Origin of the sequence: Maricaulis sp. D1M11 (assembly GCF_047308265.1) — a bacterium.
GTDB lineage: Bacteria > Pseudomonadota > Alphaproteobacteria > Caulobacterales > Maricaulaceae > Maricaulis.
In genome coordinates this window covers 187,582-204,230 of the sequence record NZ_JBKQWY010000007.1, presented here as the reverse complement: position 1 = coordinate 204,230, position 16,649 = coordinate 187,582, and the positions used below count along the sequence as shown (strand labels likewise).

Below are 16,649 nucleotides of genomic sequence, written 5' to 3'. Positions count from 1 at the left end.
AGGGAATTCGAAAAAACTTCAGCGGCAGGCCATATGTCCCGGAACCGCGCCATGCATTAAGCGCGGACCGGGCCGGTAATTCGCGCAATACGAACCGGGGCGATCATGTCGTTCGGGCGTATGTTCGGCTGCAAGTTCTTCATAGACCCGCGTGTAACAGAGCCCGTCAGACCGGTCCAGCCGCTTGGCTCAGCAGTTGCCGGGCCATCTCGCTATCCGCGGCGATCTGGGCCTTGAGCGCCTCCAGGCCATCAAACTTCCGCTCCGGACGAATGTGATGGCAGAAGCTGACGCCCAGGGTCTGGCCATAGAGATCCCCGTCAAAATCGAACAGGTGGACCTCCAGTCGCTCCGTCAAACCATCGACGGTCGGGCGCTTGCCGATATTGGCGACGGCCGGCAGGGACCGCGCCTCGCCGGGCAGCGTCACACGCACCGCATAGACACCATAGGCCGGGCGGATGAAATCACCCATATCGATATTGGCGGTCGGGAAACCGATCGTCCGGCCGCGCTGATCGCCGGTGATCACCTCGCCATCGATCGTCCAGGCTTGTCCCAGCAGCTCGGCCGCGGCGGGCATGTCGCCATCATGGATCGCACGACGAATGCGTGTGGACGAAATCTTGTCGGCCCCATTGCCTTGCAGCGCGACAAATTGCGTATGGATTCTGACGTCTGACGCCAGGCTTTCCAGCTCGACCGTCGAACCCGCACGCCCCGCACCAAAGCGAAAATCCGTTCCGGTCAGCACGCCTTTCAGGCCCAGTCCGTCATGAAGAACATCGTTCACAAAGGCTTGGGGTGTTCGCGCGGCCATCTCAGCGTCGAAGGGAAGACGGAACACGGTCTCCACACCCAGCCGCTCGAGCGCTTTCCAGCTGCGCGCATCCGACATCAGCCGGAAAGGCGGGGTATCGGGCGCAAAGAACCGGCGTGGATGCGGTGCGAACAGGGCGACAGCAAGCGGTGCAGCCAATCGCCCGGCCAGCTCGGCTGCACATTCGATGACGGCCCTGTGCCCACCATGAACACCATCGAAATTGCCCAGAGCCGCCACGGCGCCGCGCGCATCGTCCGGACAGTCAGAAAACCCGTCGATAATCCGCATCGAAGCCTAGTCCGCCTTTTTGCGCAAACGCTTGCGCACCATGACCTCGGTAGTGGCCGTCATGGCTGGCTCACCCTCGACCGAGCACAGGCAATCCATCACGACCCGGCGCTCCTTGGCGTGGACTTCCTTGACGGTCACTTTGGCCGTGACCTCATCACCGATACGGACCGGACGATGAAACTTCATATTCATGCCCATGAAGATCGCTCCCGGCCCGGGCAATTGATTGCCCAACACGCCAGAGATGAGCGATGCCGTCAGCGCACCATGGGCAATTCGGCCCCGAAACGGCGTCCGACGCGCGAAATCCTCATCCATGTGTACCGGATTGAAGTCTCCGGACACTTCTGCAAAGGCCTGGATATCAGCCTCTGTTACCAACTTAACTGTTTGAGCCGAAAGACCAATTTCCAACTCTTCGAGTGCGTATCCCTGATTCTCTGACATGCTCACTCCGCAATTTTTTGTCGTTTTAACCGATTTTTATCCGCACGTGTCTACCGTCCACAGGCAAGACGGCGAGACAAGCCGTCGGAATTTATTGGATACACGCCGAGTGGATGGAGACTAAGCATGGCTGTCGAGATGACGATGCCGATCCTGGTAGTGGACGACTACAAAACCATGATCCGTATCATTCGCAACCTGCTCAAGCAGATTGGCTTCGAAAACGTTGATGAAGCCGCTGACGGGCAGGAAGCATACGAGAAGATGCAAAAGAACAAGTACGGTCTGGTCATTTCCGATTGGAACATGGAACCGATGACCGGCTATGAGCTGCTCCAAAAAGTGCGGGCTGACGAGAGCATGAAGACGACCCCGTTCATCATGGTCACTGCTGAATCCAAAACGGAGAACGTGGTGGCTGCGAAACGGGCCGGTGTAAATAACTACATCGTGAAGCCCTTCAATGCGGGAACGTTGAAGTCGAAAATGTCGGCTGTGCTCGGCGACTTCTAAGTTGCACGAGACGACACAGACGAAATTCCGCAAGAAATGAAGGAGGGCCCCATGCCCGCCGCCACAGTCGCTACGCAAGTTCGCCAATCGCTGGCGTCGCTTAAGACCAGCGATCTGCAGGACGCGCAAATCATGGAAGTCCTGAAGCTGGCGCATCAGCTGACGGATACCATGAAGCTGTTCTTCAGTTCACTGGACCAGTCGATTTGCAGCGAATTCAACTATATCGCCGAGTATATCGCGAAAACCCGCGATGAAATTTCGGCCCTTCGTCCGAACGATATCAAGTCGGAACGTATTCCCTCTGCGGGAATGGAGCTCGAAGCCGTTGTTGGGGATACGGAACGGGCAACCGAGACGATCATGAGCGAGGCGGAAGCCGTGCTCTGCGACGAGGAAGCTGATTACGACACCTATCGGGCCAATGTCGAAGCTCACATGATGAACATCATCGAAGCGTGCAGTTTCCAGGACCTGGCCGGACAGCGCGTCTCGAAAGTCGTGACATCACTGAAGCATGTCGAGAGCCGCGTCTCCCGATTTGCCGAGGTCATGGGCGTTATGGACGCCGATGCCACGGACGATGAGAGGCACCACAAAACGCGTCAAGACGATCAACTCCTGAACGGTCCGGCCATTGGTGGCCCGGAAACCAGCCAGGACGATATCGACGCGATGTTTGCGGACGCTCCCGCGTCCGATCTTGACCAGGGCGATATCGATTCCCTGTTCGACTAAATCTCTGACCAGCTGAGCCGGGGTGCCATCCACTTGGCCTCAACGCCATACCCGGCCAGCTGGCGGGAGACCTGGACGGGGTCGAATCCGTCTCCGTCCAGCTCGGTCTCCAATATCCCCCCGCCGATAAACAGGGCATCAACACCGATCCGCATGGCACCGGCGATATCGGTTTCCGGCCCGTCACCCACCGCCAGGACGCGCTCAAGCTGACACTCCAGCCCGGCCCGGGCCAGAGCGTGTTCTGCGTGCGTATAGATCGGGCGGTGCGGTTTCCCCGCCACGATACTGGTCCCGCCCATCTGCCGATAAAGGCGCGCGATAGCGCCTGCACAGAAGACCAATTGCTCGCCGGACTGCACCACAATATCCGGGTTTGCGCAGACCAGGTCGAGCCCGCGTGCGCGGGCGGTCTCCAGCCGATCGCGATAGTCTTCCGGCGTTCCGTTCCAATAATCATCCGGCCCCGTGACCGTAATGAAGTCCGCGTCATCGACATCGGCCTCGGGCATATCGAGCCCCTCATACAGACCGTAATCATGCGCCGGTCCGATCCGCCAGGCCGATCCCGGTGTGCGTTTCTCCAGCTCCGCGTGGATCGCATCCCCCGAAGTCACCGCCGTGTCGTAGGCATCGCGCGGCAGGCCCATCTGGGCAAGCTGACGCTCCAGACCCGGCGAACGTTGCGGTGAGTTGGACACGAGACAGACAGCGCCTCCCGCCTTGCGAAATTCCTGGAGGGCAAAAACAGCGTCAGGCAACAAGGCCCGGCCGTCACGGATCACGCCCCAGACATCGCAAAACAGGGTGTCATACAGGTCTCGAAGCGGTTGCAGAGGTGTCGGATTGGTCATGGCGCGCTTCAAGCAGTGCCCTGCCGCCAGGTCAAGCGACAGTTTTTCACAGCGCCATCAACGCACAGGGCTAGGCTGTGACGCGCTGGCTATCCACTGCCGTGTCCAGGATCTCGTCTTTCACCGGGCGCGGAGATCCGAACAGATGACCCTGACCATAGGCAACATCCAGCTCCAGGATTTCGACAATGGTCGATTCCTCTTCCACCTTCTCCGCGATCAGATCCACGCCATAGCGCGCGAACAGAGCGGCAATATCCTCGGCCGCAATGGCTCCGCCTTCGACACCGCCGATGGGCTCACCGCCATCGAGTGCATCCAGCAGACGATCACCGGCAATCTTCACAAAACGCACGCCTGCACGCTGCATCTCATCGAGATCCATATTCACATCACGCACCTGGTCGATGGAGAAGCGGAAGCCGAAATCCACCATGCGTGCCATATTGCGCGCGGCCGTCGCGTCCCGCTCCACGAAACTGCGTTGGGGCACTTCAAAGATCAGCGAACTGGCGAGATCCGAGTTTTGCCGCATGAAATCGAGGAAGGTCGGGAAGAAGGTTTCATCACGCAGGGAGTTCAGCGAGATGTTACAGAAAATCCCGACACGACGGTCCTGCTGCGTCAGGCGACGCACAATCTGGACGCAGCGGAACAAGAGAAGATTGTCCACCTCGGTCATCAATCCGGCACGTTCAGCCGCATCGATAAATTCACCCGGGGTCAATGTGCGGCCATTGGCGTCACGCAGACGTGTGAAACTCTCGTAGAAATAGACGCGGCGCTGCGGCAGGGACACGACCGGCTGAAGATAGAGATCCACGCGATTGCCCTGAAGTGCACTGCGCACGGTTTCAATATCCACCGCATGGGCACTCGCTGCCGGTTCCGCTTCGATGATGTCCTCTTCGTCTCCGATCCGACGCACGAGATCCTCAAGCAGCTTGACCTCCTGCACGAGCGCATTGTCCCGCTGCACCGCTTCGGTGCGCAGCTCGTCCGCGATTTCATCGAGCCGGTTCTGGGCTTCCGCAAATTCTTCCGCGAGTGCGAGGTTCGAGGCCTTCAGCTTGACGATTTCCTCCTCCAGGGAGGAGCGCTCCTGCATGCGTGTCGCAGCGGCATGAGCCTGGCTGGCAACCAGGAACACAATCGCCCCCATGAGCCAGGCAAAGTTTGCGGTCATGAGACCGAAATACTCAAACCCGATGGCGGAGACGATCGCGACCATCGCGTAAGTCAGAACGATCAGGATATCCATGGCGCGGGGCATTGCAGACCTTCGTCAGTCGAATCACATTTCTTGTCGGAAGGTTAACTTGAACTGGGTGCCCTTGTCCTTTGGTTAACGAATGCCTGACACAGCCTCTCCACAGGTGATATTTTATGAAAAAGGCGGCCCCCAGGGGACCGCCTTTCATTTTTATTTGAGCTCATCGCAGATCATTCGATCCGCGGGCCCGTCCTAGGACATGGTGTGCGGGCGAATGCGGATTTCCACCCGACGGTTCTGCTCGCGACCATAGGCGGTGTCGTTGGAGGCGATCGGAGAGCGCTCACCCAGACCCGCAATGTAGAAACGGTCAGCCAGAACGCCTTGAGCGATCAGATATCCCCCCACAGAAGAGGCACGCTGTTCGGACAGGGTCTGGTTATAGTCGGCCGCGCCGGTGCTGTCGGCATGACCGATCACGTCGACATAGGTCGCGGGATAGCGGTTCAGAATGCCGGACACATCATTCAGGATGTTGTAGAATTGCGGCTTGATCGACGAGGAATTGGTGTCGAACGTGATGTCACCCGGCATGATCAGCAGAAGATCATTACCTTCGCGGCGCACGCCCACGCCACTCTCGCTGAGCGCTTCACGCATGGCCGCTTCCTGACGGTCCATGTAATTGCCGATCCCGGCACCCGCCAGGGCGCCGATGCCGGCACCGATCAGGGCGTTGGTGCGGCCCTCATCGCTGTCAGACGTGTTGGTCAGATAACCCAGAGCCGCACCGGCGGCGGCACCGATCAGTGCGCCACGCGCAGTGTTATTGGTGCGGGTCTCGCCCGTATACGGGTCGGTCGTGGTGCATGCCGTGACGGCAAGGGCCGAAACGGCCATAATGGCAAAACGGTACTTCATGGACTCGTCCTCAATCTCTACGCGTCAGCGATGCGCCTGACTGGCAGGCTCGGTTGCATTTCCGTTCATCACTTAGACGCGAACCTAGTGTCGCGCAAATGAACCCAGTGTGACTACCCCTTAAAGGGCTGTCATCCGTCGACGGGAATCTCACCCGACTCACCTTGACGCCCCCGCTCCAGCCGCTTATCTGCCCGCTATTAGCAGTCGATGGGGGTGAGTGCTAAAACCCTCCCGACTGAATAGAAACCTATTCTGACTGGAGCACAGAGATGTCTTTTCGTCCTCTGCATGATCGCGTGCTGGTGAAGCGCGTCGAGGAAGAGTCCAAAACAGCTGGCGGGATCATCATCCCGGATTCAGCTCAGGAAAAGCCGCAAGAAGGTGAAGTCGTCGCCGTGGGCGGTGGTGCCATCAAGGATGACGGTTCCGTTCGTCCGCTGGACGTCAAAGTCGGCGATCGCATCCTGTTCGGCAAATGGTCCGGCACGGAAGTGAAGCTCAGCGGCGAAGAGCTGATCATCATGAAAGAATCCGACATTCTGGGTGTGATGGGCTAAGGCCCCGCCCGGTTCGCGATTCCATCTTTCAAATCCAAACACGAGAGTTAGCGACATGGCTGCTAAAGACGTTCTTTTCTCCTCCGACGCACGCGAGCGCATGCTCCGCGGCGTCGACACCCTGGCCAACGCCGTCAAAGTCACCCTCGGCCCGAAAGGCCGCAATGTGGTGATCGAAAAATCCTTCGGCGCTCCGCGCACCACCAAAGACGGTGTGTCTGTGGCCAAGGAAATCGAACTGGCTGACAAGTTCGAGAATATGGGCGCACAAATGCTGCGCGAAGTGGCGTCCAAGACCAATGACGTGGCCGGTGACGGCACCACGACCGCCACGGTTCTGGCCCAGGCCATCGTGCGCGAAGGCATGAAGTCCGTTGCCGCCGGCATGAACCCGATGGACCTCAAGCGCGGTATCGACAAGGCCACCTCCATCATCATCGAGGACATCAAGGCACAATCCACGCCGATCAAATCCTCTGACGAAGTGGCCCAGGTCGGCACGATCTCTGCCAATGGCGACGCGCAGATCGGTAAAGACATTGCCCACGCCATGGAAAAGGTCGGCAATGAGGGTGTGATCACCGTCGAAGAAGCCAAGTCCCTGGAAACCGAGCTGGATGTCGTGGAAGGCATGCAGTTCGACCGTGGCTATCTGTCCCCGTACTTCATCACGGACCCGGACAAGATGATCGCCGACCTGGAAGAGCCGTTCATCCTGCTACACGAGAAGAAACTGTCTTCCCTGCAGCCGATGCTGCCGATCCTGGAAACCGTTGTTCAGTCCGGTCGCCCGCTGATCATCATCGCTGAAGACGTTGAAGGCGAAGCGCTGGCCACCCTCGTGGTCAACAAGCTGCGCGGTGGTCTGAAAATCGCAGCCGTCAAGGCACCGGGCTTCGGCGATCGCCGCAAGGCCATGCTCGAAGACATCGCTATCCTGACCGGTGGCCAGGTTGTCTCTGAAGACCTCGGCATCAAGCTGGAAAACGTGTCCATCGACATGCTCGGCACCGCCAAGAAAGTGACGATCTCCAAGGACGACACCACCATCGTGGACGGTTCCGGCGAGAAAGAGCTGATCGAAGCCCGCGTGGGTCAGATCCGTCGTCAGATCGAGGAAACCTCCTCCGATTACGACCGTGAGAAACTGCAAGAGCGTCTGGCCAAGCTGGCGGGCGGTGTTGCCGTGATCAAGGTTGGCGGCGCCACCGAGATCGAAGTGAAAGAACGCAAGGATCGCGTTGATGACGCCCTGAACGCCACGCGCGCTGCCGTGGAAGAAGGCATCGTCACCGGCGGCGGCACGGCTCTGCTCCGCGCCTCCCGCAAGCTTGCCGGTGTGGAAGGCGAAAATGCCGACCAGACCCAGGGTGTGGCCATCATTGCCCGTGCCCTGCAGGCCCCGATCCGTCAGATCGTTGAGAATGCGGGTGTTGAAGGCTCCATCGTGGTCGGCAAGATCATGGAAGACGACAGCATCACCTTCGGCTTCAACGCTCAGACCGAAGAATACGGCAACATGCTGGAATTCGGTGTGATCGACCCGGCCAAAGTGGTCCGCACCGCTCTGCAGGACGCGGCCTCTGTTGCCTCTCTGCTGATCACCACCGAAGCCGCCGTCGCAGATACGCCGAAAGAAGAAGGCGCTGCTCCGGCCATGCCGGACATGGGCGGAATGGGTGGCATGGGCGGCATGATGTAAAACATCATAAAGCCGCCCATCATCGAAAGGTGAGCAGACCGGGAAAGCCGGTCTGCGGGGGCGGCATGATGTAATCATGCCGGTCATCTGACCGATTAAGCGAAGGCCCGCTCTTTGGAGCGGGTCTTTTCTTTTGGGCGTCATGTGTCAATCTGGTTGCGGGAAGTCTCACGACCATCGGACTTAAAGGGTCACCTCATGAAACACATCGCTCTTACAGCCGTGAGCGCTGCCGCTTTGGCCGCGTGCTCCGCCGGCGAGACCACAACAACAAATGCCGGAACCACGCAGGATCAGGCCTCGCAGAGCAGGGTCACCGCCGACCCGGCGGAAACCCGCTCTGTTCGTGTGACCCATTCAGCCGCGACCTTCCATGAAACGACGTCCTTTGGCATGGCGTCCTCGGGCGGACATTCTTTCTCGCAAGACGGCCGGATTTTGATGAGTTCGGACGAAACCGGTGTGTTCAACGCCTATGCTGTCGACCCCACGACCGGAGAGCGCGAAGCCCTCACATCATCGACCACCAACGCGACCTACGCCCTCTCCTGGTTGCCTGAAGATGACCGCATTCTGGTCACTGCCGATGAGGGAGGGAATGAGCTCACCCATATCTATCTCCGCGAGGAAGATGGCCGCCTGGTTGACCTCACCCCGGGTGATAATGTGCGTGCCAGCTTCCTGGGCTGGTCACCGGATGGCTCGGATATGTGGGTCAGTACGAATGAGCGAGACCCCGCCGCTTTCGACATCATCGCGCTCGATACAGTCGCGTTCGAAGCCTCTACAGTCTTTGAAAATACAGACGCTCTCCAGATCGGTGCAGTCAGCCCGAACGGTCGCTGGCTGGCCCTGGTCCGTCCACGTACCTCTGCGGACAGCGATCTTCTTCTGGTAGATCTGACGTCTGATGACAAAACACCGACTCTCATTACCGAACACGAGGGCAATATTGCCTACGGGGCCTATACCTTCACGCCGGACAGTGGCGGGCTTGTCTATGCCACCAATGAGTTTGGTGAATTCAACCAGGCCTGGGTCTATGATCTCGCCAGTGCGGAACGCACACCTCTCATTGAAGCCGATTGGGATGTGAGCTTTGTCAGCTACTCCCCATCCGGCCGTTACCGCGTATCGGGCATCAATGCGGATGCCTCCACACAGGTCACGCTGTTGGATCAGGAGACCGGGGCCGATGTGGTTCTGCCCGAGCTTCCTGCCGGTGAATTGCGGTCGGTTCGCTTCTCACGGGATGAGAGCCAGCTCGCTTTCTTGATCAATGCCGCCACCTCACCGTCCAACCTTCACGTGGTGAACCTGGCGACGCAGGATCATGCCCAACTAACCAATGCACTCAACCCCGCGATTACCGAGGCGGAGATGGTTGACGCAGAGGTGGTGCGTTTCGAGAGTTTTGACGGGCTCGAAATTCCCGGGATCATGTATCGACCGCACGGCGCGTCGGCTGACAACCCGGTTCCGGCTCTGGTCTGGGTTCATGGCGGGCCTGGTGGACAGTCACGGATCGGCTATTCCGCGACGATCCAGCATCTGGTCAACCATGGCTATGCGGTCTACGCGGCCAATAATCGCGGCTCTTCGGGCTATGGCAAAACCTTCTTCCACATGGATGATCGTCGTCATGGTGAGGAAGACCTGCGCGATATTGTAGCGGCCGGACACTATCTGCGATCGCTCGACTGGGTCGCTGACGACCAGGTCGGCGTGATTGGCGGTTCGTATGGTGGGTATATTGTTGCCGCGGCTCTGGCCTTCCACCCCGAAGAGTTTGAGGTGGGGATCAATATCTTTGGCGTAACGAATTGGGTCCGCACTCTGGAAAGCATTCCGCCATGGTGGGAAGCCTTCCGGGAGTCTCTGTACGATGAAATGGGTGATCCAGCCGTCGACGCCGAGCGCCACCGCGCAATCTCCCCGCTCTTCCACACCGAGAATGTGGTCCGACCCCTCCTGGTCATCCAGGGCGCCAATGATCCGCGCGTATTGCAGGTCGAGAGCGATGAACTGGTCGAAGCCGTCCGCCAGAACGGTGTTCCGGTTGAGTATGTTCTCTTCCCGGACGAAGGACACGGCTTCCGGCGGCGCGAAAACCGTATTACCGCCTCAGAAGCCTATCTGGACTTCCTTGATACCTATCTGCGAACCGAAGTTGAATAGGATCAACCAGTGTTCCGGAAAGGCCCGTTCGACCGAGCGGGCCTTTTCTTTTGGTCGCTCACACAGGAATCCGCGTATCGAACTTGACGGTCGAATAGACGACCACCGTTTCATATCGCAAAATGGCGGGGTCAGACATGATCACCGCCCTGCCCCAGTACTCGTATTCCGGCAGGCTGGGCGCGGGACGATGGCCCTCTTCCCCAGCGACTAGATCTGCGGGGCCGGACGCCTGGCGCAATCCTCGCCCGCATGAGCCGGTCATTTCAATGCATATCGCAAGTATTTTTCGTTTACCTACGCACACTTGAAATATCATTTCCATTTCGTCATGCTGCTGACAGACGGGCGACAGACACAGACGGTCAGTCTCTGTGTGTCGCGTTTTACTCAAGTGCTTTCGCGATCGGTGGGATCTCGCCCGCCACTCTGAGTCTGCAGGGTGACCACCTCCCGACCCCGGTCACCCTGCCTTTCAGCTATGAGCGCCCCTCGCTTTTGCCTTTCGAAAAATTCAGTTGAATGCACGGGCGCGGTAATCCTGGGCGGTGCAGTCTGACCAGGCTTTCAGGAGGGACAGGATATGAAACGTCTTCTACTCGGTGTTGCTGCCATTGCTCTGACAGGGGCCGCCACCTACGCACTCGACGGTGAGAAAACTCAATCATTCACGCTCGTAGGCGCGAGCTCTCACGTCTACCAGACCGATTCCGGACAGATTATCGAGATCCGGGGTGAAAACGGCGACCGGACCCTGCACATCGAACGGGACGGAGATGCCTCAGAGATCATCGTCAATGGTGAACGCATCAGCATTGATGGCAATCAGGTCATCATCAATGGCGAGAGCGTTGCCATTGAGAGCGATAGCATTGTCGTTGTCGATGGCGCTGAAATCCGTGTTCTCGATAGCGGCGACCTTGAATTCGAAGGCCCGCATTTTGAAGTTCATTTTGCGGAACGTGCTGAACACCTCGCTCAACTCCACGAAAATCTGAGCGATATGAATGTTGTTGTAGACGTTCAGGGCATTGAGACCTCGGTCTTGGCGGGCCTGGAAATGGCCCTCGCGGGGCTCGACCGCGAGCACATCATCACCAGTGATGACTGGGACGAGCTTTCAGCTGAGGAACAGGAAGAGGCCCTCGAGGAAATCGCCGAAGCCCGTGACGAGATCCGCGAAGCCATGCTTGAATTGCGCGAGGAAATGGCTGAGCTGCAGATCGAGCTGCATGAGGATGCTCGCGAGCTTCAGATCGAACTCCGAGAGGTGTCGCGAGAACACGCCGAAATCGCGCGTGAACATGCGTCCATGGAGCGTGAGATCCGGATTGAAGTCGAACGGGCCCATCGTGAGGCTGAGCGGGCCATGCGCGACGCCCACCGCGAACAGGTCCGCATCATGCGCTGGCATGAGGACCGTCGTGCCTCTCGCACGCGGGACGGCCGTGACATTCGCATCGAGGAGAATTCAGACGGTCGCCGTCGTGTCTGGATCGATGGTGAGGAACAGACCGGTGAAGACCTGACCCGCTGGCTCAACGAGCTGGAAGCCGAACGCCTGGCCGGCGGTTCCCATCGGGCCGGTGGCGCGGAAGCGCATGGCTATCGGATCTTGCGATTCGGTGACGAAAATGGCGGTGAGCGCATTATTGAACTCGACGGTGAACAGCGCGTCGTGATTCTGGACGATGAAGCGGGCGAGCGCCGCTTCGAAATCATCATCGAGAATGAAGACGAGTGATGAACCCGGTCCGCCCCGGCATGGGGCCTTTCACTAACTCTGCCGTATGCGGACAAAAAAAGAGGGGCTGGCAGCTGCCAGCCCCTTAATTAACGGTTGGTCGATAAAGGGCGTCTCCTCCCCGAAACGCCAAGGACTGGACGGTCAGGCCCGGTCCTGTCGCGAAGTTGACGTAGCACACGGGGCGCGTCAAGTGTTTTGTGACAAGGAAATTTTGTATACGGCAATAAAATCAGTGAGATTTCATCCCGCCTTAATGTTGGGACCACCTCTGGATGATCTCGGAGACCGCCCCGACAAGCGCCTCTCGTCCCACCCGGACCTGCGCCGGCTGGGATTCGCGCCACTCCCGATTGTCCTCGATATTAGCGGCCAGCTCACGACCCAGACGAAGATCCTTGATTGTCACCTCACCGGCCTCTCGCTCATCAGATCCAATGATGATGGCGGCGGCCGCATCACGTCGGTCCGCATATTTGAGCTGTTTGCCCATATTGCCCGTCCCAACAAAAGCCTCGGCGCGCCACCCTTCGGCACGCAATTGCGCCGCGACCTTGAGATACTCGGCTGACTGGTCTTTCTCGGCAGCCACCACAATCAGGAGCGGACGCTCCGCCTGGTCTCCCGTACGCCCCAGGGCCGACAATGCTGCCGCAAACCGGCTTACACCAAAAGAGAACCCGGTTGCAGGAACGGCCTGGCCGGTAAAACGCGCGACCAGATCGTCATAACGACCGCCACCGCCAACAGATCCAAACTGAATGGGCTTGCCATCATCATAGTGCGCCGTCGCCAGGAGTTCGGCCTCGTACACAGGTCCGGTGTAATAGCCCAAACCGCGCACAATGGACGGATCGAACACGGCCCGGCTGTCGTCCACGCCAATCGCGGCCAGGATATCGTGGATCTCACTCAATGCTGACAGCCCGGCCCGGCCCGTTTCGGATCCGCCGACCAGGGGTTCCAGACGTCCAATCACTTCGTCCCGGCGGCCACCGCCTGCGGCGAGAAAATCGAGCACGGCGTCAATACCCGCCGGGTCGAGCTGGGCGCCCTCGGTGTAATCGCCGGACTCGTCCTTGCGGCCCTCACCCAGGAGCGCAGCCACTCCCTCGCGGCCCAGTCGATCCAACTTGTCTGCCGCGCGCAAAACACGCATACGCCGTTCCGGTTCACTGGCCCCGATCGTTTCGAGCACACCGTCCAGAATCCGCCGATCATTGACCCGAATGGCGTATTCGCCATCATCGAGACCGGCAGCGCGCATGACATCCGCAGCCAGCGCGATCATCTCGGCATCGGCGGCCGGGCTGGCCGTGCCCACCGTATCGGCGTCACACTGCACAAACTGGCGGAACCGTCCCGGTCCGGGCTTTTCATTGCGCCAGACATCGCCCGCCTGATAGCGACGATAGGGCTTGTTCAGCGTCTGGAAATTCTCGGCAACAAACCGGGCCAGCGGCGCGGTGTGATCATAACGCAGCGACAGCCACTGACCGTCATCATCCTCCAGAGCGAACACACCTTCGTTTGGCCGTTCTTCATCCGGAAGGAATTTCCCAAGTGCCTCGGCATATTCAAACGCCGGCGTCATCAGCGGCTCAAAACCCCACTGGTCATAGACAGCCGTTGCCGCGGAAACGAGATGATGTTCGGCACGCAGGACCGCACCGGTCCGGTCTTCAAATCCACGCGGGCGACGCGCCTTGGGACGGAAGGGTTTCTTCGCGCTCATCATCTGTCTCCGGTTGAAACGGGCCTGTTCAGCCCCTGTCGTCGAAAGGAACGCCCTAAATGGCGTCTCCAGGCGCAACTGGCCAGTCATTTCACCAGCAATCCCGGGCCAAACATGGCGCATGGGCTTGATTCAGAAATCCACAAAGCTTTGGATATAGTCTGATCCCGCCGGAGCCATCCGGTCGTGTCGTGTAAAGGTCGTGCGTATGAAACAGCTTCTTCTGGCCCTTGCGGCCCTCGTCCCGCTTTCCGCCCCGGCGATGGCGGGCCCCGGACAGGATCTGGCAGACTTTGCCAGCGATTTGCGCGAAGAAGCCCACATCCGCGCCCAGCGTCTGGCAGCTCGCCCGGCCAGCCCGGCCGATGTCATCGATATCGAAGACCCGTTTGCGTTCGAGTTGGAACAGTTTGCGGCCGACAGCCTGCGGCTGAGCCGCGTGATCGACAGCTCGGGTGGCCCGTCAGATTTGCGCTGCATTTTCCGCGGCATCTCCCAAGACGCCAATCGTCGGCTGGAAGGCCTGCAATCCGCGCAGACCGGTGGCGAACAAGCCCGGCTCTATCGATCCCTTGTCGAGCTGATGCGTGATGCGGAGGATATCGCACCCTCCGTTGATACCGAGGCAGATCTGCCCGCCACATTGCGCGTTCGCGATTGTGGCGGCTAGGCGCTGACGCCCGTGGCTGCACGGATCGCGCGTTCGACCTCGTCACGCGTCAGAACTGACGGCAGAATGGCTGCTTCACCGCCATCAGCAGGATAGAAGATGTATAGCGGGACACCCGCCGCGCCATGCTCCTCGATCAACGCGGCAATCTCATCATTGCGATTGGTCCAGTCCGCCTTCATCCGCACCACACCTGCCGCATCAAACGCCGAGATCACCTCCTGCGTATTCAAGACACGGATCTTGTTGACCTGACACGTCACACACCAGGCGGCTGTCACGTCAATGAACACGGCCCGCCCTTCAGATTGAAGCTCGGCAACGCGCGCCCGGGACCACACCTCTTCGCCGCTCGCCACGCTCTGGGTCGATCCCGCCACCGGCAATCGTGCCACGCCAACGGTGGACAAAACGAGGATCACCGCGGACACCGCCGCCAGGCCTTTCCAGACCACACCGCCCTGTTTGAGGGCCCAGACCGCAAACGCGAGCGCGACCAGAGCGATCCCGACCAGCAACACCCCGTTGGAGCCCGACTGGAAGGAGAGTACCCAGATCAGCCAGAGCGCGGACGCGAACATCGGGAAGGCCAGAAATTGCTTGAACGTCTCCATCCAGGCGCCCGGACGCGGCAGGAAACGGAGCAAGCCGGGAACCAGGCTGAACAGCAGGAATGGAGCCGCAAGTCCTAGCCCCAAAGCGGCCGCGATCATCAACATCACCCAGGCCGGTTGCGTCAGGGCAAGGCCCAACGCGCCAGCGGCAAGCGGCCCAACACAGGGCGCTGCGACGACAACAGCCAGGACACCCGTAAAGAAGGAACTGCGCACACTGTTGCCGTCCGCCAGGCTGGACCCGACGCCCTGTAGCGAGGTGCCGACCTCGAACACACCGAGCAAGTTGAGCCCGATGGCAAACAACAGCACGATCAAAACGGCAACCACGATGGGAACTTGAAGCTGAAAACCCCATCCCAGGGGCAGGCCAAACTCCCGCAAAGCCAAAAGAATGGCAGCCAGCCCCACAAAACTTGCGATCACTCCGACCAAGAAGGCCAGACCGTGCAAACGCAAGACGGCCGGGTGTTCATGAGCGGATCCGACAATGTGCAGGACCTTGATCGACAGGACGGGAAACACGCACGGCATGAGGTTGAGGATCAGACCACCACCCAAGGCGAGCACAAACAGAACAAACAGGTTGGGCGCAACACTCGAACCGTTTGCAGCGAGGCGACCGCCGCCAGTGACATTCACGGCGCTTTCCAAATCGGCATCATAGGTCGCCATGACCTCTACCGCCCGGGCCTCACCCGACATGTCCTCGAAGGACAAAACAAAACCGCGTGCCGCGCCGGCTTCGAGATAATCTGCGGTCAGGCGGACCTCATACCCCTGCTCGACGCGAGACACGTTCTGGGATGCCGCATGAGCGATCAGCCCTTGATCATGAGGGAAGATGTACAGATCGTTCAGGTCCGCCGCAAAGCGGTCGCCCTCCAACGCTAGAATCACGCCGTCGCCCGAACGGGCAAAACGTGCGATCTCTGTCGCCCTTGCAGGGTCCGGACGCCGCTCAAGGAAGCGCTCGATTTCGGCGGCAGCTGCGCCATCGATGCGCGCGGACCCCACATCCAGATCGAGCGCGATAGAACCCAGTTCAGGGATGCAGATTTCCTCGCAAACCAGCCAGGACGCCTCGCCCGTCAAAGAGAGACGCTCTCCCGCAAAGCTCTCGCTTATGGTCAGAGCGATCGGCAGGACCAGCTCTCCCTTGTAGCCATAGTCCATGATTGGGCCGAGGGGCAGTTGTTCGGGGACCGGCCACTGGACCTCTCCCAGGGTCACTCCATCCGGCAGAACCCAGTCAATCTGAACGGGCGCACCGGCATCGCCTGGATTGCGCCAATAGGTATGCCAGCCTTCGGGCATGAGCTGATGAAGACCGATCCAGACCGTCTGGCCGGGTTCAACCGCCTCATGGTCGCTGATCAGCGTGGTGGTCACAATCGGCTCGGAAGACCCCCAGCCCGGCTGTGCCGACGTTGCCGGCGACACAAGAACCGAAGCCATCAGGCCCAGAACAACAAGAGTGACGAAATTCCACACACGCATAGAGCGCTCCCAGATTGATTGCTGGCCATCACCTAAGCCGAAAGCCTTCAAAACGCGACGTATCTCGCGCAGACGTGAAGACAATGTCAGCAGCATCCGCAGATCAGGTTCTTCACAGGACATGCCACACCAACTGACCCGGAACG

The 16,649-nt window shown here is 59.5% G+C and carries 15 protein-coding genes; 7 read left to right on the top strand and 8 right to left on the bottom strand.

Features of this window, described 5'->3' with window-relative positions; all coding sequences use genetic code 11:
* Nucleotides 1-166 precede the first annotated feature (166 nt).
* Both RMQ97_RS11930 and RMQ97_RS11925 read right to left on the bottom strand, forming a co-directional pair.
* Nucleotides 167-1,111, bottom strand: coding sequence for a bifunctional riboflavin kinase/FAD synthetase (locus tag RMQ97_RS11930; protein WP_413661109.1), 945 nt, complete (start codon nucleotides 1,109-1,111; stop codon nucleotides 167-169).
* A gap of 6 nt (nucleotides 1,112-1,117) precedes the next feature.
* Nucleotides 1,118-1,561: a MaoC family dehydratase gene (locus RMQ97_RS11925; protein ID WP_413661108.1), complete on the bottom strand. Its 444-nt coding sequence runs from the start codon at nucleotides 1,559-1,561 to the stop codon at nucleotides 1,118-1,120.
* A 126-nt stretch (nucleotides 1,562-1,687) separates the two neighbouring features.
* Here RMQ97_RS11925 and RMQ97_RS11920 point away from each other — a divergent pair, with 126 nt between their 5' ends.
* The gene (locus tag RMQ97_RS11920; RefSeq protein WP_413661107.1) at nucleotides 1,688-2,074 is read left to right on the top strand and encodes a response regulator; all 387 of its coding nucleotides are present in this window, start codon (nucleotides 1,688-1,690) and stop codon (nucleotides 2,072-2,074) included.
* 51 nt (nucleotides 2,075-2,125) lie between these two features.
* Nucleotides 2,126-2,812: a protein phosphatase CheZ gene (locus tag RMQ97_RS11915; protein WP_413661106.1), complete on the top strand. Its 687-nt coding sequence runs from the start codon at nucleotides 2,126-2,128 to the stop codon at nucleotides 2,810-2,812.
* On the opposite strand, the gene RMQ97_RS11910 is transcribed toward RMQ97_RS11915, so the two are convergent.
* The 3 genes from RMQ97_RS11910 to RMQ97_RS11900 all read right to left on the bottom strand — a co-directional run bounded on the left by RMQ97_RS11910 (nucleotide 2,809) and on the right by RMQ97_RS11900 (nucleotide 5,800).
* Nucleotides 2,809-3,666, bottom strand: a complete 858-nt coding sequence (locus RMQ97_RS11910) for a TIGR01459 family HAD-type hydrolase (protein ID WP_413661105.1) — start codon at nucleotides 3,664-3,666, stop codon at nucleotides 2,809-2,811. The genes RMQ97_RS11915 and RMQ97_RS11910 overlap by 4 nt on opposite strands.
* Before the next feature lie 70 nt (nucleotides 3,667-3,736).
* A complete protein-coding gene (locus RMQ97_RS11905; protein ID WP_413661104.1) occupies nucleotides 3,737-4,927 on the bottom strand; it encodes an EAL domain-containing protein in 1,191 nt (396 codons plus the stop codon).
* A 204-nt stretch (nucleotides 4,928-5,131) separates the two neighbouring features.
* Nucleotides 5,132-5,800, bottom strand: a complete 669-nt coding sequence (locus RMQ97_RS11900; RefSeq protein ID WP_413661103.1) for an OmpA family protein — start codon at nucleotides 5,798-5,800, stop codon at nucleotides 5,132-5,134.
* Nucleotides 5,801-6,072: 272 nt separating this feature from the next.
* On the opposite strand from RMQ97_RS11900, the gene groES reads away from it, so the two are divergent.
* From groES to RMQ97_RS11885, 3 genes are all read left to right on the top strand, one after another.
* The gene (gene groES / locus RMQ97_RS11895) at nucleotides 6,073-6,360 is read left to right on the top strand and encodes a co-chaperone GroES (RefSeq protein WP_413661102.1); all 288 of its coding nucleotides are present in this window, start codon (nucleotides 6,073-6,075) and stop codon (nucleotides 6,358-6,360) included.
* A gap of 55 nt (nucleotides 6,361-6,415) precedes the next feature.
* Entirely contained in the window at nucleotides 6,416-8,062 is a 1,647-nt protein-coding gene (gene groL / locus RMQ97_RS11890) for a chaperonin GroEL (protein WP_413661101.1), read from the top strand.
* Between the two features lie 198 nt (nucleotides 8,063-8,260).
* Complete coding sequence (locus RMQ97_RS11885; RefSeq protein ID WP_413661100.1) at nucleotides 8,261-10,240, top strand: S9 family peptidase; 1,980 nt, start codon at nucleotides 8,261-8,263, stop codon at nucleotides 10,238-10,240.
* Nucleotides 10,241-10,298: 58 nt separating this feature from the next.
* Here RMQ97_RS11885 and RMQ97_RS11880 read toward each other — a convergent pair whose 3' ends face one another.
* On the bottom strand, nucleotides 10,299-10,505 hold the full coding sequence (locus RMQ97_RS11880; protein ID WP_413661099.1) for a hypothetical protein: 207 nt from the start codon (nucleotides 10,503-10,505) through the stop codon (nucleotides 10,299-10,301).
* Between the two features lie 318 nt (nucleotides 10,506-10,823).
* On the opposite strand from RMQ97_RS11880, the gene RMQ97_RS11875 reads away from it, so the two are divergent.
* Nucleotides 10,824-11,984: a hypothetical protein gene (locus tag RMQ97_RS11875; RefSeq protein WP_413661098.1), complete on the top strand. Its 1,161-nt coding sequence runs from the start codon at nucleotides 10,824-10,826 to the stop codon at nucleotides 11,982-11,984.
* Nucleotides 11,985-12,237: 253 nt separating this feature from the next.
* Here RMQ97_RS11875 and hisS read toward each other — a convergent pair whose 3' ends face one another.
* A complete protein-coding gene (hisS, locus tag RMQ97_RS11870) occupies nucleotides 12,238-13,719 on the bottom strand; it encodes a histidine--tRNA ligase (RefSeq protein WP_413661097.1) in 1,482 nt (493 codons plus the stop codon).
* A gap of 208 nt (nucleotides 13,720-13,927) precedes the next feature.
* Here hisS and RMQ97_RS11865 point away from each other — a divergent pair, with 208 nt between their 5' ends.
* Nucleotides 13,928-14,389 (top strand): hypothetical protein, encoded by a 462-nt coding sequence (locus RMQ97_RS11865; RefSeq protein WP_413661096.1) that lies wholly within the window; start codon nucleotides 13,928-13,930, stop codon nucleotides 14,387-14,389.
* Here RMQ97_RS11865 and RMQ97_RS11860 read toward each other — a convergent pair.
* Nucleotides 14,386-16,599 (bottom strand): protein-disulfide reductase DsbD family protein, encoded by a 2,214-nt coding sequence (locus tag RMQ97_RS11860; RefSeq protein ID WP_413661095.1) that lies wholly within the window; start codon nucleotides 16,597-16,599, stop codon nucleotides 14,386-14,388. The two genes, RMQ97_RS11865 and RMQ97_RS11860, sit on opposite strands and share 4 nt — an antisense overlap.
* Between the last annotated feature and the right edge of the window lie 50 nt (nucleotides 16,600-16,649).

What these genes read in the sequence shown, in the direction of transcription:
- RMQ97_RS11930 (WP_413661109.1), bottom strand. Translation starts at nt 1,111, where the DNA reads ATGCGGATTATCGACGGGTTTTCTGACTGTCCGGACGATGCGCGCGGC.
- RMQ97_RS11900 (WP_413661103.1), bottom strand. Translation starts at nt 5,800, where the DNA reads ATGAAGTACCGTTTTGCCATTATGGCCGTTTCGGCCCTTGCCGTCACG.
- groL (WP_413661101.1), top strand. Translation starts at nt 6,416, where the DNA reads ATGGCTGCTAAAGACGTTCTTTTCTCCTCCGACGCACGCGAGCGCATG.
- RMQ97_RS11920 (WP_413661107.1), top strand. Translation starts at nt 1,688, where the DNA reads ATGGCTGTCGAGATGACGATGCCGATCCTGGTAGTGGACGACTACAAA.
- RMQ97_RS11865 (WP_413661096.1), top strand. Translation starts at nt 13,928, where the DNA reads ATGAAACAGCTTCTTCTGGCCCTTGCGGCCCTCGTCCCGCTTTCCGCC.
- RMQ97_RS11875 (WP_413661098.1), top strand. Translation starts at nt 10,824, where the DNA reads ATGAAACGTCTTCTACTCGGTGTTGCTGCCATTGCTCTGACAGGGGCC.
- RMQ97_RS11915 (WP_413661106.1), top strand. Translation starts at nt 2,126, where the DNA reads ATGCCCGCCGCCACAGTCGCTACGCAAGTTCGCCAATCGCTGGCGTCG.
- RMQ97_RS11860 (WP_413661095.1), bottom strand. Translation starts at nt 16,599, where the DNA reads ATGCTGCTGACATTGTCTTCACGTCTGCGCGAGATACGTCGCGTTTTG.
- RMQ97_RS11905 (WP_413661104.1), bottom strand. Translation starts at nt 4,927, where the DNA reads ATGGATATCCTGATCGTTCTGACTTACGCGATGGTCGCGATCGTCTCC.
- RMQ97_RS11910 (WP_413661105.1), bottom strand. Translation starts at nt 3,666, where the DNA reads ATGACCAATCCGACACCTCTGCAACCGCTTCGAGACCTGTATGACACC.
- hisS (WP_413661097.1), bottom strand. Translation starts at nt 13,719, where the DNA reads ATGAGCGCGAAGAAACCCTTCCGTCCCAAGGCGCGTCGCCCGCGTGGA.
- RMQ97_RS11885 (WP_413661100.1), top strand. Translation starts at nt 8,261, where the DNA reads ATGAAACACATCGCTCTTACAGCCGTGAGCGCTGCCGCTTTGGCCGCG.
- RMQ97_RS11880 (WP_413661099.1), bottom strand. Translation starts at nt 10,505, where the DNA reads ATGACCGGCTCATGCGGGCGAGGATTGCGCCAGGCGTCCGGCCCCGCA.
- RMQ97_RS11925 (WP_413661108.1), bottom strand. Translation starts at nt 1,561, where the DNA reads ATGTCAGAGAATCAGGGATACGCACTCGAAGAGTTGGAAATTGGTCTT.
- groES (WP_413661102.1), top strand. Translation starts at nt 6,073, where the DNA reads ATGTCTTTTCGTCCTCTGCATGATCGCGTGCTGGTGAAGCGCGTCGAG.